The organism is Mesorhizobium sp. 131-2-1 (assembly GCF_016756535.1).
Lineage (GTDB): Bacteria > Pseudomonadota > Alphaproteobacteria > Rhizobiales > Rhizobiaceae > Mesorhizobium.
Genome location: NZ_AP023247.1, coordinates 5,391,326 through 5,406,997, shown reverse-complemented (window position 1 = coordinate 5,406,997; position 15,672 = coordinate 5,391,326). Strand labels below are relative to the sequence as shown.

Sequence of the window (15,672 nt, the reverse complement as noted above, 5' to 3'; positions counted from 1 at the left end):
GCCATGACGCAGGCCGGCATCAGCTATTTCGGCATTCGCCACCATGGACCAGGCTCCGCCGAGAGCCTGGTCAAGGCGTTGCAGGAATTGCAGCCTGTCGCGGTGCTGATCGAAGGGCCGGTGGATGCCTCGCCGCTGCTGCCGCTGCTTGCCAGCGCCGAGATGAAGCCGCCGGTGGCGCTGCTTTGCTATCCGGAGGACGATCCGGCCTCGACCAGCTTCTGGCCCTTCGCCGAATTCTCACCCGAATACCAGGCGGCCCTGTGGGCCGTCGCCAACAAGGCGGCGCTGCGCTTCATCGATCTTCCGTCCGCCGCGCGGCTGGCCGAGAAGGCGCCCGACGGCCCGGAAGACACCGATGCCGCCGAAGCAGACGTCACGGAAGCGCAGGGCGAAGAAGCCTCGCGGATTCACGATCCGATCGGCACCTTGGCGCGCGCCGCCGGCTATGAGGATGGCGAAAGCTGGTGGTCGGATATCATCGAGCAGAACCCCGAACCCGGCCCGATATTCGCGGCCATCGCCGACGCGATGACGACGCTGCGCGATGGCGAGACGTCGATCGGCAGGTTCGAGGCGATGCGCGAGGCGCATATGCGGCTGGAGATCGCCGCCGCGCGAAAGGAGTTCGAGGGGCCGCTGGCCGTCGTCTGCGGCGCGTGGCATGTGCCCGCTTTGCGGGCGGCGCACACGCAAAAGAGCGACCAGGCGCTGCTCAAGGGCATCGGCCGGCGTAAGACCATGATGACCTTCGCGCCGTGGACGGGGCCGCGCCTGGCGCTGGGCTACGGCTATGGCGCCGGCGTCGTCGCGCCAGGCTGGTGCAAGCATCTGTGGCAGACCCGCGGGGAGGGTGACTCCTCCATCCTGTGGCTCGCGCGTATCGCCGCGGTGCTTCGCGCCAAGGGCCACATGATTTCCACCGCATCGCTGATCGAGGCAGAGCGTCTGGCGCGCGCGCTCGCCGCCATCCGCGAACGGCCGAAGCCGGGCTTCGAGGAACTGCGCGACGCCTCGATTTCAGCCCTCTTCAACGGCGAGGCCCTGCTGTGGAAGATGGTCGAAGCCGAACTGCTGCTCGGCGCCGATGTAGGCGAAATTCCGCCCGACACGCCCCTTGCGCCGCTGATCGACGATCTGCAGCGGAATCAGAGGGCGGCGCGGCTGAAGCCCGAAGCGCTCGAGCGGGAACTTTCCGTCGACCTGCGCAGCGAGAGCGGGCTCTTCCGCTCGACGCTGCTGCACCGGCTGAACGTGCTTGGCGTCAACTGGGGCAGGCTGACCGATGTTGGCCGCAGCCGCGGCACTTTCCGAGAGCGGTGGATGCTGGCCTGGCAGCCCGAATATGCGGTTCGCCTGGTCGAGAACCTGGTCTACGGGCCGACCATCGAGAAAGCCGCGAATGGCCGCCTGGTCCAGATGATCGGCGCCGCCCCTTCGCTCGATACCCTGGCCACGCTGGTCCAGAGCGCGATTACGGCAGCGCTGAGCGAGGCATCGGCGGCTGGCCTTGCTGCCCTCGAGGAAAAGGCGGCACACAGCAGCGAGTGTTTGGAGCTCCTGGCCTCGGTGCCGCCGCTCGCCGACATCATTCGCTATGGCGAAGCGCGCAAGACCGAAACCGAGCGCCTTGCCGGCCTGCTGGAACGGCTGATCATCGAAGGCTCGATCGCGCTGCCTTACGCCGCGCGCGATCTCGACGCGCAGGCCGCAGCGGCGCTGATGGGCGCGCTGCGCAAGGCCGACGAGGCGATCAAGCTGGTGGAGCCGGGCGAGGATGTCGTGGATGCTTGGCGCGGCGGCCTGGCAGCCGTGCTCGAGTCGTCGCGCTCGACGGCGCTCGTTGCCGGTTGCGCCGCGCATCTGCTCTACGAGGCCGGGCGGCTGTCCGCAGAGGGCGCAGCCAACCTTTTGGCAAGGCGCCTGTCGCCTGGGACGCCGGTCATCGACGCGGCCGCCTTCTTCGAGGGCTTCTTCAGCGGCGCCGGTCAAAAACTGATCTATGACGAGGGGCTGCGTGGCGCCGTCGATGCGTGGCTGGCCTCACTCGACGAAAAGGCCTTCGTCGCCCATCTGCCCTTGCTGCGCCGCGTCTTCTCCAACCTCGACAGCATGGAGCGCCGGCGCCTGATCGAGGCCGTGCTGGGCAAAAGAGCGAGCCTGCCCGCCGGGCTGACGCCGGCGCCTGATGGTGGTGAGGCCTGGCGCAGGCATTTTGGTCTCCTCGGGAAGCTGCTCGCCGGGGAGCCCAGCCATGGATGATGAACCGATCGGGCCGGACCTCGCTCCCACGGGAGACGAACGGGAACGCCGTTGGCGGCTGGCGATCGGCGCCGACGATGAAACATCATCGGCCATGTCGGCGGAGGATCGGCGGCTTTCGGCGGCGCTCGACGCGCTTTACGGCGACGGCAGCGGCGAAACGGCCGCCGACCAGCGCAAGCGGCGCGGTGGTCTCGGCCGCTCGGCGCCGCGTGTCGCGCAATGGATGGGCGATATCCGCTCGTTCTTTCCCGAACAGGTCGTCCAGGTCGTGCAGAAGGACGCATTCGAGCGGCTGAACCTGAAGCAGATGCTGATGGAGCCGGAATTCCTTAAGGCGATCGAGGCGGACGTCAATCTCGTCGCCGATCTGATCTCGCTGCGTTCGGCGATGCCGGACAAGACCAAGGACATCGCCCGCTCGATCATCTCCGACATCGTCGCCAAGCTGATGCAGCGCCTCGAGCAGAAGACCGCCGAGGCGATCCGCGGCGCGCTCGACCGGTCGCGGCGCACCAACCGGCCGCGGCAGCGCGACATCGACTGGCCGCGCACCATCACGGCGAACCTTCGCCATTATCAGCCGGACCACAAGACCGTCGTGCCGGAAAGGCTGGTCGGCTTCATGCGCCGCCAGCGCCGGCTGATCGATCTCGACGAAGTCGTCCTGTGCGTCGACCAGTCGGGCTCGATGGCAAGCTCGGTCATCTACGCTTCGATCTTCGCCGCCGTGATGGCTTCGCTGCCGGTGGTGCGCACCAAGCTGGTCTGCTTCGACACGGCGATCGTCGACCTGACGGAGGAGCTCAGCGATCCGGTCGAGGTGCTGTTCGGCGTCCAGCTTGGCGGCGGTACAGACATCAACCAGGCGGTCGCCTATTGCGCCGAGCGGATCGAACGGCCGACCAAGGCGCATTTCATTTTGATCACCGACCTCTACGAAGGCGGCAACGGCCAGGAGCTTCTGCAGCGGCTGGCCGCGCTGGTCCGCTCGGGCGTCAATGTCGTCGTGCTGCTGGCGCTGACCGATCAGGGCCGTCCCGGCTATGATCCCGCGATGGCCGGCTCGGTCGCTTCGCTCGGCATTCCGGTCTTTGCATGCACGCCGGATCATTTTCCCGACATGATGGCAGCGGCTCTGCGCCGGGAGGATATCGCCTCCTGGGCGGCGGGGGCCGATATCAAGCTGATCCGGGCCGACAGCGAAGCGCTCAAGGCGGGCGAGTAGCCGCCCTGTCGGGCCGTCGCCTGGGACGCCTTTCCGCCTACCTGCCCAAACTGTTCCACCTCGCAACCAATCCGGCGCTTCCGCTGAAGGCCGGACCGCCTCGGGCTGTTTCCAACCGTGCGTGACGAGAAGCGCGGAGCCTGCCTGCCGTTCGCTCCTGCAATGCGATTTCACACAAGCGCCGCTTGACTCCGGCCAAGCCTTGTGAAAAATTTTGCAGCAACTGATAAAAATATCAAAAGGGCGGAAATGGTTGGATTGGGCAACGGCCTCCTGCGCGACGATGAGACCAGCATGGCCGCCCGCGCCGCCTGGCTTCACTATGCCGGCGGCCTGACCCAGGCGGAGGTCGCCAAGCGGCTCGGGCTGACCAGCCTCAAGGCGCACCGCCTCATCACCAAGGCCAACCAGGAAGGGCTGGTTAAGGTCTATATCGACGGCGAGATTTCCGAATGCGTGGCGCTGGAGGACGAGCTGTCCGGCCGCTACGGTCTCGACTATTGCGAAGTGGTGCCGGACTTCGATCCGGAGGACCTGCCGCTCAAGGCGCTGGGCATCGCCGGCGCGCAATTCCTCAAGCGCGAGATCGAGCGCGGCGAGGGCACCCTCATCGGCGTTGGCCATGGCCGCACGCTTGCCGCCTGCGTCGAATACCTGCCGCGCATCTCGGCCGACGGAATCCGCTTCGTCTCGCTGCTCGGCGGCCTGACGCGCAAGTTCTCGGCCAATCCGCACGACGTCATCCACCGCCTTGCCGAGCGCACCGGCGCCGAAGCCTATGTCATGCCGGTGCCGATGTTCGCCAACACGGTCGAGGACCGCGCCGTGCTGCTCGGCCAGAAGGGCGTTAGCGAGGTCTTCGATCTCGCCAAGTCCGCCGACCTGCTGCTGGCCGGCATCGGCACGGCCGAGCAGGAAGCCTCGCTGGTCGCCACCGGCATGATCGACAAGGGCGAGATGGAGGAGACCCGCCGCAACGGCGCCGTCGGCGAACTGCTCGGCCATTTCTTCGATGAGGCCGGCAAGCCGGTGGCGACCACGGTTTCCAGCCGCGCCCTGGCGCTCGCCCGCGAGGACATTGCCAACCGCAGGATCGTCGCCGTCGCCGGCGGCAAGGTGAAGGTTCGCGCCATCAAGTCAGTGCTGGAGGGCCGGTATCTCAAGGGCCTGATAACCGACGAGCGGACGGCGCGATCGCTCGTGGAACAGACGCCGGTCGGGTAGCCGGCACCGCTTTGGTTGAAACTACCCTGTGGAGGAGAAGAGGACATGCATGAGAAAGAAAAAGACCTGATCGACGCGTTCTTGCGTGGACAAGTCGACCGCCGTGGACTGATCAGGGGGCTGGGCGCCATGGGCCTTGCCGCAAGCACCGCTGGTGTTCTGCTCAATCTGGGCCAGACGCGCGCGCTCGCCGCCGATTTCGACTGGCAGGCGCACAAGGGCAAGACCATCAAGCTCTTGCTCAACAAGCATCCCTACGCTGATGCGATGATCGCCGACCTCGACAACTTCAAGCAGCTGACCGGCATGGACGTCGTCTATGACGTGTTCCCGGAGGACGTCTATTTCGACAAGGTCACCGCGGCGCTCTCGGCCAGCTCCTCCGAATACGACGCCTTCATGACCGGCGCGTACATGACCTGGACCTATGGCCCGGCCGGCTGGATCACCGACCTCAACGAATGGATCAAGGACCCGGCCAAGACCAATCCGAAATATGCCTGGGACGACTTCCTGCCCGGCGTCAAGAATTCCTGCGCCTGGAACGGCAAGCCGGGTGGGGCGCTGGGTTCGGAGGACGCCAAGCAGTGGTGCATTCCGTGGGGCTTCGAGCAGAACAACATCACCTATAACAAGGCGATGTTCGACAAGGCCGGCGTCAAGGTTCCCGGCAGCATGGACGAGATGGTGGCCGCGGCCGCCAAGCTCACCAAGGATGTCGGTGGCGGCGTCTACGGCATCGGCGTGCGTGGCTCGCGCTCCTGGGCGACGATCCATCCGGGCTTCCTGTCGGCCTACGCCAATTTCGACCAGAAGGACCTGAACGTGTCGGCCGACGGCAAGCTGTCCGCCGCAATGAACACCACCGAATCCAAGGCCTTCCACAAGCAGTGGGTGCAAATGATCCAGGAGAGCGGTCCGAAGGACTGGTCGACCTACACCTGGTACCAGGTCGGCACCGATCTCGGCGCCGGCGCCTCGGCGATGATCTTCGACGCCGACATCCTCGGCTACTTCATGAATGGCGGCACCAACAAGATGGCCGGCCAGCTCGCCTTCGCCGGCTTCAAGGCCAATCCGGCGGCCAAGGCTCCGACGCCCAACATCTGGATCTGGTCGCTGTCGATGTCCAACTTCTCCAAGGACAAGGACGCCACCTGGTACTTCATGCAGTGGGCCTCCGGGCTCGACCACTGCCTGTTCGGCGCCACCAAGATGGACTTCGTCAACCCGGTCCGGCAGTCGGTCTGGAAGGACGAGATGTTCCGTGAGAAGCTGAACAAGAGCTATCCGGGCTATGTCGAGATGTTCGACGCCTCGGCGCCCGGCGCCAGTATCAAGTTCACGGCGCAGCCGCTGTTCTTCGACCTCACCACCGAATGGGCGGCGACGCTGCAGAAGATGGTGGCCAAGGAAGTGCCGGTCGACGAAGGCCTCGACAAGCTGGCCGAAAGCATCAACGGCCAGCTCAAGGAAGCCGGGCTCGGCTGATAGCGGACGGCGGCCGGCTCGCAATGCGGGCCGGCCTCGATCTCGACAAAAATCGCGAGGCGGTGCCAGATGGCACCGCCATCTCGCCCGTCCGGCCGCCTTGCTCCCTTGGGCGGCCGGCAGGGCGGAGCAACCGGGAGAACGGAACAGCGCGATGACCGCGGCGACGACAATCCACAGACCCTCCGGCTTCAGGATCAGCAAGCGGGTGCTGCCCTATCTCCTCAGCCTGCCGGCGCTTCTGGTCTGCATCGGCATCCTGATCCCGTTCCTGACCTCGGTGGTCTATTCCTTCCAGCGTTACCGGCTGAGCCAGCCCTGGGCCAGGCAGTTCAACTGGGGCGACAACTACATCTCCTTCTTCACCGACCCGAAGTTCTGGAACACGCTTGAGGTGTCGCTGCTCTACGCCGGCATCACCGTCGTGCTCGAGCTGCTGCTCGGCCTCGGCATCGCCATGCTGTTGCAGAAGCGCTCGACGCTGAACAATTTCATCTCGATCATGCTGTTGATGCCGCTGATGACGGCGCCGGCGCTCGCCGCCTTGATGTGGAAGCTGATGACCAATCCGGGCTTCGGCGTGCTGAGCTATCTTGCCAGCCTCATCGGCTTGCAGGATTTCCGCTGGGCGTCCTCGCCGTCGACGGCGCTGCTCACCGTCGTGCTGGTCGACATCTGGGTCTACACACCCTTCATCATGATCCTTCTGCTCGCCGGCCTGCGCAGCCTGCCGACGCAGCCCTTCGAGGCGGCCGCGCTTGACGGCGTGCCGAGGAGCTTCGTCTTCTTCCGCATCACTTTGCCGATGCTGACGCCCTACATCCTGACGGCGACGCTGTTCCGCCTGCTCGATTCCATCCAGCAGTTCGACATCATCTACGCGATGACCCAGGGAGGGCCCGGCGACACGCTGACCGTGTTCCAGGTCGAGGCCTATCTCAACTTCTTCCAGTCGACCAATGTCGGCCGCTCGGCGGCGCTGATGATCATCCTGTGGGCGATCACCTATTTCCTCTCCAACATCTTCATCAAGAACTGGCTCCGGCTGCGCGAACGCGCCCGCGGCCAGGCATAGGAGGCCGGGATGGAGCACACCTCGCTTCTCGAACGCATCCTGCGCGGCGCAGCACTGACGCTGGTGGTGATCTTCTTCATGTTCCCGATCGTCTGGATCTTCATGATGTCGTTCCAGACCAACGAGACGATCCTGCGCATCCCGCCGCAGCTGATCTTCGAGCCGACGCTCGCCAACTACACGGCGCTGATCACCGGCAAGCTGGTGACGGCGGCCGGTACGCTCGACATCGCCTTCATGCGCAACCTCTGGAACTCGGTATTCCTGTCGGTGACCTCGGTCGCGCTGGCGCTCGTGCTCGGCGTGCCCGCGGCCTATGCCTTTGCCCGCCACAAGTTCCGCGGCTCGGAGGACATCGCCTTCACGTTGCTGTCGTTCCGCTTCGCGCCGGCGCTGCTGGTGCTTTTGCCGCTCACCCTGTATTTCCAGAAGCTCGGGCTCGCCAACACCTATATCGGGCTGATCTGGGTCTACCAGTTGATCTGCCTGCCGCTCATCCTGTGGATCGTGCGCGGCTATTTCGAGGACATTCCGGCCGACATCGAATACGCCTATCGCATCGGGGGCCATTCCTGGTTCGCCACCTTCCGCAAGATCGCGCTGCCGCTTGCCGGCCCCGGCATCGCCGCCGCCGGCCTGCTCGCCTTCATCTTCGCCTGGAACAATTTCGTCTTCGCGTTGGTGCTCGCCTCCGCCGACAAGCAGCCGGTGACGGTGGGCGCGCTCGCCTTCATCACCTCGTCCGGCATTCAATACGGCCAGATCTCGGCCGCGATCGTGCTGTCGATCACGCCGACGCTGGCGCTGGCGCTCTACGCGCAGCGCTATCTCGTCGAAGGCCTCTCGCTCGGCGCCGTGAAAGGGTAGCTCTGATGGCCAGCCTCGAACTCAGGAATGTCGTCAAGCGCTACAAGAGCCAGACAGTCCTCGACAATCTGTCGCTGACCGTCGCCGACGGCGAAACGCTGGTGCTGTTCGGACCTTCCGGCGCCGGCAAGACGGTGCTGCTGCGCATGGTCGCCGGCGTCATCGACCCCGACGAGGGCAAGATCCTGATCGGCGGCGAGGACATGACCGACGTCGACGCCGAATTCCGCGGCGTCGGCATGGCGTTCCAGAATTTCGCGCTGTTCCCGCATATGACCGCCTTCGACAACATCGCAACGCCGCTGGAGGCCAGGCATTCCTCGCAGGGTACGATCAAGTCCGGCGTCGAGAGCGTCGCCAAGCTGCTCAAGATCGACCATGTGCTGAGCCACAAGCCGCGCGCGCTGTCCAACGGCCAGAAGCAGCGCACCGCGCTTGCCCGCGCGCTGGTCGGTTCGCCGCCGCTGCTCCTGCTCGACGATCCCCTGCGCAACGTCGATGCCAAACTGCGCTTTGAGATGCGGCTCGAACTGCCGCGGCTCCTGCATGACCGCGGCGCGACCGTCGTCTACGTCACCCAGGACTACAAGGAGGCGATGGCGCTCGGCAACCGCATCGCGGTGATGTCGCAGGGCGTCATCCGGCAGCTCGGCACGCCCGAGCAGATCTATGGCGAGCCGGCCAACGTCGAGATCGCCAGGTTGTTCGGCGACCCGACCATCAACCTGCTCGACGTCAAGCCGGCCCGTGACGCCAAGGGCATCTTTGTCGGCCTGTCGAACGTCCAGGTTCATCTTGCCGGCGCCTATGAGGCGGCGGTCGGCCGCGACTGCATCATCGGTCTGCGGCCCGAGGCGCTGAGCTTCGTCGGCGAGGGCACGCCCGGCGCCGTTCCGGTGACGGTCGAGGCCGAGACTCCACTCAACGAAAAGATCGTCACTTTGGTGCGCACCGTGCGCGGCCGCGAAATCCTGGTCTCCCGCCCGGCTGGAACGCCGGGCCAGGCCGAGGGCAAGGCGGACATCGCCGTCGATGGCAAGAGCGCGCTGCTGTTCGATCGTGCGAGCGGCGAGCGCATCGGCGCCAACAAGGTCGTCAACTTGCGCAGCGGAGAAGCGGCATGAGCGCCACCGCCCTCACCATTTCCGGCGTCGACAAGTTCTACGGCCCGATCGACCGCGGCGTGCATGCGGTCAAGCAGCTGACGATGGACATCGCCAGGGGCGAGATCGTGGCGCTGCTCGGCTCGTCGGGCTGCGGCAAGACCTCGACGCTGCGCATGATCGCCGGCTTCGAGGAGGTCTCGCGCGGCGCGATCTCGGTCGCCGGCCGCAAGGTGCACACGCTGGCGCCGGTCAAGCGCAACGTGGCGATGGCCTTCGAGGGCTATTCGCTCTATCCGCCGCTCACCGTGCGCGAGAACATGGCCTTCGCGCTGAAGGCGGCCAGGCTTTCGAAGAGCGACGTCGACGCCAAGGTCGCCAGCATCGCCAAGCTGCTCGAGATCGAGGACATCCTCGAGCGCTATCCGAGTTCGATCTCCGGTGGCCAGCAGCAGCGCGCCAGCCTCGGCCGGGCGCTGATCCGCAATGCCGACCTGCATCTGCTCGACGAGCCGATGGGCCAGCTCGAGCCGCAGCTGCGCGCCGTGCTGCGCGGCCGCATCAAGCACTTCATCAAGGAGCGCGGCCTGACCGCGATCCTCGTCACCCATGACCAGACCGAGGCCAACGCGCTCGCCGACCGCATCGCGGTGATGGAGGGCGGCGTGCTGCAGCAGTTCGACACGCCCGACATGATCAAGCGGCGGCCGGCGAACCTGTTCACCGGCACCTTCGTCGGCGAGCCGCCGATGAATGTGTTCGAGGCCTTTGTCGGCTCGGCCGCCGGCAAAATCAGCCTGAGGCTCCCGGACGGCCTGTCGCTCGACTACGACAAGGACGCCTTCAGCGGCCCGGTGCGCGACCAGCTGCTTGCCCGCGAGCGCGTTGTCATCGGCGTCAGGCCTTATGCCGTGCGACGCTCGAAGGACGGCGTGCCGGCCACCGTCTCCGCCAATCAATGGCTCGGCGACCAGACGCATATTGCCGCCGATTTCGCTGGCGGCTCGCTGGTGCTGGTCGAGCACGACCGCACCCGCCTCGAGCTCGGCCAGCCGATCAATGTCAGCATCGATCCGAAGAACCTGCACGTCTTCGACCAGGCCGACGGCAAGGCGATTTCGCACGGGATGGAGCTTGCCTGATGCGGGATGTGCTGATCGGCGTCGACGCCGGCACGTCTGTCATCAAGTCCGTCGCCTTCGACAGGGCGGGCCGGCAGATTGCGGCCGCCGCGCTGCCGAACCGCTACGAGACGCTGCCGGGCGGCGGCGCCGAGCAGGATCTGGCGCGCACCTGGGTCGACGCGGCGACCACTTTGCGCCAGCTGGCCGACAAGGTGCCGAACCTCGCCGATAGGGTGATCGCCATTGCCGTGACCGGGCAGGGCGACGGCACCTGGCTGATCGACAAGGCTGGCGAGCCGGTTGCCAAGGGCTGGTTGTGGCTCGACGCACGCGCCGCCAACATCGTCGAGGAGATGCGCGCCCGGCCGGAGGACCGGCTGCGTTTCGAAAAGACCGGCAGCGGGCTCGCCGCCTGCCAGCAGGGATCGCAGTTCGTTTTCATGAAGCGCAACATGCCGGCCATGCTTGCGAGGGCCGCGACGGCGTTCCACTGCAAGGACTGGCTGTATTTCAAGCTGACCGGCGAGCGCGCCACCGACCCGTCGGAAGGGACGTTCACCTTCGGCGATTTCCGCACGCGCGACTACAGCGACGAGGTGCTCGATGTGCTCGGCGTCGCCGACCTCAGGCATCTGCTGCCGCCGATCGTCGACGGCACCAGGCACAGTGCCGGCTTGTCGAAGGCTGCGGCCGACGCGACCGGGCTCACCGCCGGCACGCCGGTCGTGCTGACCTATGTCGACGTCGTCTGCACCGCGCTCGGCGCCGGCCTGTTCGACCGAAAAAACAAGCCTGGCTGCACCATCATCGGCTCCACTGGCATGCATATGCGGCTTGCCGAGACGCCGGACGAGGTGCAGCTCAATGAGGCCAAGACCGGCTACACCATGACCATGCCGGCGCCCGGCGTCTTCGCACAGCTACAATCCAACATGGCGGCGACGCTCAACATCGACTGGGTGCTCGGCCTCGCCTCCGGCATCCTTGCCTCGCAAGGCATCTCGCGCTCGAACGGCGAGATGATCGCGCTGGTCGACGGCTGGATATCGTCGTCGAAGCCGGCGTCGCTGATCTACCAGCCCTATGTGTCGGAGGCCGGCGAGCGTGGCCCCTTCGTCGATGCCAATGCCAGGGCGGGCTTCGTCGGCATTTCCTCGCGCCACGGCTATGCCGACATGGTACGCGCCGTCTTCGAGGGATTAGCCTTCGCTTCGCGCGATTGCTACGCCGCCATGGGCCCGCTGCCGCGCGAGATCCGCCTTACCGGCGGCGCGGCGCGCAGCCCGGCCTTGCGCAAGATCCTCGGCGCCGCCGTCGGCGCCGCCACGCGCACCAGCGAGCGCGAGGAGGCGGGCGCTGCGGGTGCCGCGATGATCGCGGCGGTCTGCCTCGGCCTCTACCGGTCGATGGACGATTGCGTCGCCGAATGGGTCACGCCCCTGCTTGGCGAGGCTGAGCCGAGCGACCCGGAACTCGCCGCCATCTACGACAAAATGGCGCCATCCTACACAATGGCGCATGAGGCGCTGCGTCCGGTCTGGCGGTCGATGGCCGCGACGAAGGCAAATTGAGAAGTCGAGCATGCACAGGAAAATTGCGATCATCGGCGACCGTTTCATGCTTCCGGAGGTTTTTCGGACGCAGATCGAGAAAGCTTGCGGCAACAGCCTCGATATCCGCACGCTGGAGACAGCATGGCCCGACGAGCCGATGGAATTCGGCAACGCCGCGCTCGGCCTCGACAAGGTGAAGGAGTATTTCGGCCACCCGGACGAGGTGGTCGATTTCATCGGTGACGCCGAGATCCTGGTCACCCAGCTCGCGCCGCTCTCCGAAGCAATGATGGGGCGCCTGCCGGGGCTTAAGCTGGTCGCCGTGTCGCGCGGCGGTCCGATCAACATCGACATGGCGGCCGCCAAGGCTCACGACATCCGTGTGGTCAACGTTCCCGGCCGCAACGCGAGCGCCGTCGCCGAGTTCACCATCGGCGCCATCCTGGCCGAGACCCGACTAATCCGCGTCGGCCACGAGGCCTTGCGCAAGGGCGAATGGCGCGGCGATCTCTACCGCGCCGACCGCACCGGCCGCGAGCTCAGCGAGATGACCGTCGGCGTCATCGGCTACGGCAATATCGGCACCAAGGTGGTGCGTCTGCTGCGCGCTTTCGGCTGCCGCGTCCTGGTCTGCGATCCCTATGTTCAGTTGAGCGCGGACGACCGCAATGCCGGCGTCGAGCTGGTGCCTCTCGATGATCTTCTGTCGCGCTCCGACGTGGTCACCCTGCATTCCCGGGTGACCGCGGAAACCCGTGGCCTGATCAACAAGGACACCATGGCCGGCATGAAGCCCGGCGTGATCTTCATCAACACGGCGCGCGGGCCGCTGGTCGATTATGACGCCCTCTACGAGGCGCTGGTCTCCGGCCGCATCGCCAGTGCCATGTTGGAGACCTTCGCCGTCGAGCCCGTGCCTTCCGACTGGCTGCTGCTTCAGCTGCCAAATGTGACGCTGACCCCGCATATCGCCGGCGCGTCGGTGCGCACCGTCACCTACGCGGCCGAGCAGGCGGCCGAGGAAGTGCGCCGCTATCTTGCCGGCCTGCCGCCGGTCAATCCGTGCTGACCGCCATGGAGCGTTTTGGAGAGGGTTCGGCGAAATGAGCGGTGACGGCGACATTGTCGATCTTTTCGTCATCGGTGGCGGCGTCAACGGCGCCGGCATCGCGCGCGACGCCGCCGGCCGTGGGCTGTCCGTCATCCTGTGCGAGAAGGACGATCTCGCTGAAGGCACAAGCTCGCGTTCCGGCAAGCTGGTCCATGGTGGCCTGCGCTATCTCGAATATTACGAGTTCCGCCTGGTGCGCGAGGCGCTGATCGAGCGCGAGGTGCTGCTCGAATCCGCGCCCCACATCATCTGGCCGATGCGCTTCGTGCTGCCGCACAGTCCCGACGACCGCCCGGCCTGGCTGGTCCGCATCGGCCTGTTCCTCTACGACCATCTCGGCGGCCGCAAGCGGCTGCCGGCCACGCGCACGCTGAACTTGCGATCCGCGCCCGAGGGCGCGCCGATCAAGGATGCCTTCAAGCGCGGCTTCGAATATTCCGATTGCTGGGTCGACGATGCCCGCCTCGTCGTCATCAATGCCCTGGACGCGGGGGAGCGCGGGGCGAAGGTCTTCACCCGCACCGCCTGCACCGCCGCCCGTCGCGAGGACGGCCTATGGGTCGTCGAGATGCGCGACGGCAGGATCGGTGTGAAGACCACGGTGCGGGCAAGGGCGCTGATCAATGCCGCCGGCCCCTGGGTCAACGACGTCGTCAACCGCGTCGCCGGGCAAAATTCCAAGCGCAACGTCCGCCTGGTCAAGGGCAGCCATATCGTCGTTCCGAAATTCTGGGAAGGGCGGCAGGCCTATCTCGTCCAGAACAACGACAAGCGCGTCATCTTCATCAACCCCTATCAGAACGATCTGGCGCTGATCGGCACCACCGACATCCCCTATGACGGACGGCCGGAAGACGTGACGGCGGACGAGAGCGAGATCGATTACCTGATCAAGGTCGTCAACCGCTACTTCAAGCGCGGGCTGACGCGCGGCGACGTCGTCTACTCGTTCTCCGGCGTCAGGCCGCTTTACGACGACAACGCCGACAATCCGAGCGCGGTGACGCGCGACTACATTTTCGAGCTCGACGCGCCGACCGGGCAGGCGCCGCTGCTCTCCGTTTTCGGCGGCAAGATCACCACCTTCCGCAAGCTCGCCGAGCACGCGCTCGACCGCATCCAGCCGTTCTTTCCGAAGATGGGCAAGGCGTGGACTTCCGGTGCGCATCTGCCGGGCGGCGACATCGCCGACGCCGACTTCGAGCAGTTCCTCGGCGATCTCGGCCGCGACTATCCCTGGATGCCGGCCTCGCTGCTCAAGCATTACGGCCGGCTCTACGGCACGCGCACACGCGCCCTGGTTGGCAACGCCGGCTCGCTCGATCAGCTCGGGCGGCGCTTCGGCAAGGATTTCTTCGAACGCGAGGCGAACTACCTGTTCGAGCATGAGTGGGCGTTGACTGCTGCCGACATCCTCGACCGACGCACCAAGCACGCCCTGCATCTCTCGGCCGCGGAGCGGGCGGCCTTCGAGGACTGGTGCGCGAACCGATTGGCAAAGGCCGGCTGATGGCTGCACGTGTCGATCACGAAGCCGCCGAGCTGCAGGCACTGCGCGTGCTGTCGGCCAGCGTTGGCGCGGATCCCTTGCTGGTCCAAGGCGCCGGCGGCAACACCTCGCTCAAAGAGGCAGGCCTGCTGTGGATCAAGGCCTCCGGCACCTGGCTGATGAATGCAGCCACCGCCGACATTATGGTGCCGGTGGAACTGGCGCCCCTGCTCGATGCGGTGGCCCGCAAGAGCCCGGAAGCCGAGAAGGCCGATCAATTCACCCCGGCGCATCTCAATCCGCATCGCCTGCGGCCGTCCATCGAGACCACGGTGCATGCGCTGCTGCCGCAGAAGATCGTCGTCCATGTCCATTGCGTCGAGACCATAGCCATCGCCGTGCAGGCCAATGCCGAGACCTTGCTGGAGGAGCGGCTGCGCGGCCTCGACTGGGCCTTCGTGCCCTATCGCCGCCCAGGGCTGCCGCTGGCACAGGGCATCGCCGAACGGCTGAAACCGCGCACCGATGTGCTGGTGCTTGGCAATCATGGGCTGGTCGTTGCCGCCGACACCGTCGTCGAAGCAAACCTGCTGCTGAGGCGCGTCACCGGGCTGCTCGCCCGGACGCCGCGCAAGGCGCCGGCGCCCGACCTCGACGCTCTGATCCGGCTCGCCATGGGCAGCGGCTACCGGCTCCCCATTGCTGTCGAGGCGCATGCCGCCGCCACCGATCTTGCCAGTTGCCGCATCGCCGCGTCCGGCAGTCTCTATCCGGATCATGTGATCTTCCTCGGCGTCGGATCGGTGATCGCCGGTCCGAACGAGAATGCCGCGGCTGTCGTGGCGCGGATAGCCGCAGCCGGGCAGCCGGCACCGGCCTCCATCCTCTTTCCCGGCAAGGGGATACTGATGCGCCGCGATGCCAATGCCGGCGCCGAGGCGATGGCGCGCTGCCTTGCCGATGTCGCCATCCGCGTCGATCCGGCGGCGCGCATCAACTATCTGAGTGTCGAGCAGAATGGCGAGCTCTTGAACTGGGACGCCGAGAAATACCGTCAGGAGCTCAACCGGCGCAGTGGAACCACGCTGCAATGACGGCACCCGGCATCAGCGAGCTGGATCACCGCGTCGGGCGCGATGTCGTCA

At 66.1% G+C, this 15,672-nt stretch carries 12 protein-coding genes; all 12 read left to right on the top strand.

The annotated features are described in order from the left end of the window. Positions 1-3: 3 nt before the first annotated feature. The 12 genes from JG743_RS26295 (at position 4) to JG743_RS26240 (ending at position 15,621) form a co-directional block, all read left to right on the top strand. Positions 4-2,262 carry a DUF5682 family protein gene (locus tag JG743_RS26295; protein WP_202294197.1) on the top strand — a complete coding sequence of 753 codons (2,259 nt, stop codon included), beginning with the start codon at positions 4-6 and terminating at the stop codon, positions 2,260-2,262. After that, entirely contained in the window at positions 2,255-3,490 is a 1,236-nt protein-coding gene (locus JG743_RS26290; RefSeq protein WP_202294194.1) for a VWA domain-containing protein, read from the top strand. Before JG743_RS26295 ends, JG743_RS26290 begins: the two co-directional genes overlap by 8 nt. 249 nt (positions 3,491-3,739) lie before the next feature. Beyond that, positions 3,740-4,714 (top strand): sugar-binding transcriptional regulator, encoded by a 975-nt coding sequence (locus JG743_RS26285; protein ID WP_202294191.1) that lies wholly within the window; start codon positions 3,740-3,742, stop codon positions 4,712-4,714. A gap of 45 nt (positions 4,715-4,759) precedes the next feature. Beyond that, complete coding sequence (locus tag JG743_RS26280) at positions 4,760-6,205, top strand: ABC transporter substrate-binding protein (protein ID WP_202294188.1); 1,446 nt, start codon at positions 4,760-4,762, stop codon at positions 6,203-6,205. Between the two features lie 154 nt (positions 6,206-6,359). Then, positions 6,360-7,280: a carbohydrate ABC transporter permease gene (locus JG743_RS26275; protein ID WP_202294169.1), complete on the top strand. Its 921-nt coding sequence runs from the start codon at positions 6,360-6,362 to the stop codon at positions 7,278-7,280. 9 nt (positions 7,281-7,289) lie between these two features. Further along, positions 7,290-8,147 carry a carbohydrate ABC transporter permease gene (locus JG743_RS26270; RefSeq protein WP_202294166.1) on the top strand — a complete coding sequence of 286 codons (858 nt, stop codon included), beginning with the start codon at positions 7,290-7,292 and terminating at the stop codon, positions 8,145-8,147. Positions 8,148-8,152: 5 nt separating this feature from the next. After that, on the top strand, positions 8,153-9,271 hold the full coding sequence (locus JG743_RS26265) for an ABC transporter ATP-binding protein (RefSeq protein WP_202294163.1): 1,119 nt from the start codon (positions 8,153-8,155) through the stop codon (positions 9,269-9,271). Beyond that, positions 9,268-10,392 (top strand): ABC transporter ATP-binding protein, encoded by a 1,125-nt coding sequence (locus tag JG743_RS26260; RefSeq protein WP_202294161.1) that lies wholly within the window; start codon positions 9,268-9,270, stop codon positions 10,390-10,392. Before JG743_RS26265 ends, JG743_RS26260 begins: the two co-directional genes overlap by 4 nt. Further along, positions 10,392-11,945, top strand: a complete 1,554-nt coding sequence (locus JG743_RS26255; protein WP_202294158.1) for an FGGY-family carbohydrate kinase — start codon at positions 10,392-10,394, stop codon at positions 11,943-11,945. Before JG743_RS26260 ends, JG743_RS26255 begins: the two co-directional genes overlap by 1 nt. Before the next feature lie 10 nt (positions 11,946-11,955). After that, positions 11,956-12,996 (top strand): 2-hydroxyacid dehydrogenase, encoded by a 1,041-nt coding sequence (locus tag JG743_RS26250; protein ID WP_202294155.1) that lies wholly within the window; start codon positions 11,956-11,958, stop codon positions 12,994-12,996. Between the two features lie 34 nt (positions 12,997-13,030). Then, entirely contained in the window at positions 13,031-14,548 is a 1,518-nt protein-coding gene (locus JG743_RS26245; protein ID WP_202294152.1) for a glycerol-3-phosphate dehydrogenase, read from the top strand. Beyond that, the gene (locus tag JG743_RS26240; RefSeq protein WP_202302975.1) at positions 14,548-15,621 is read left to right on the top strand and encodes a class II aldolase/adducin family protein; all 1,074 of its coding nucleotides are present in this window, start codon (positions 14,548-14,550) and stop codon (positions 15,619-15,621) included. Before JG743_RS26245 ends, JG743_RS26240 begins: the two co-directional genes overlap by 1 nt. Positions 15,622-15,672 lie beyond the last annotated feature (51 nt).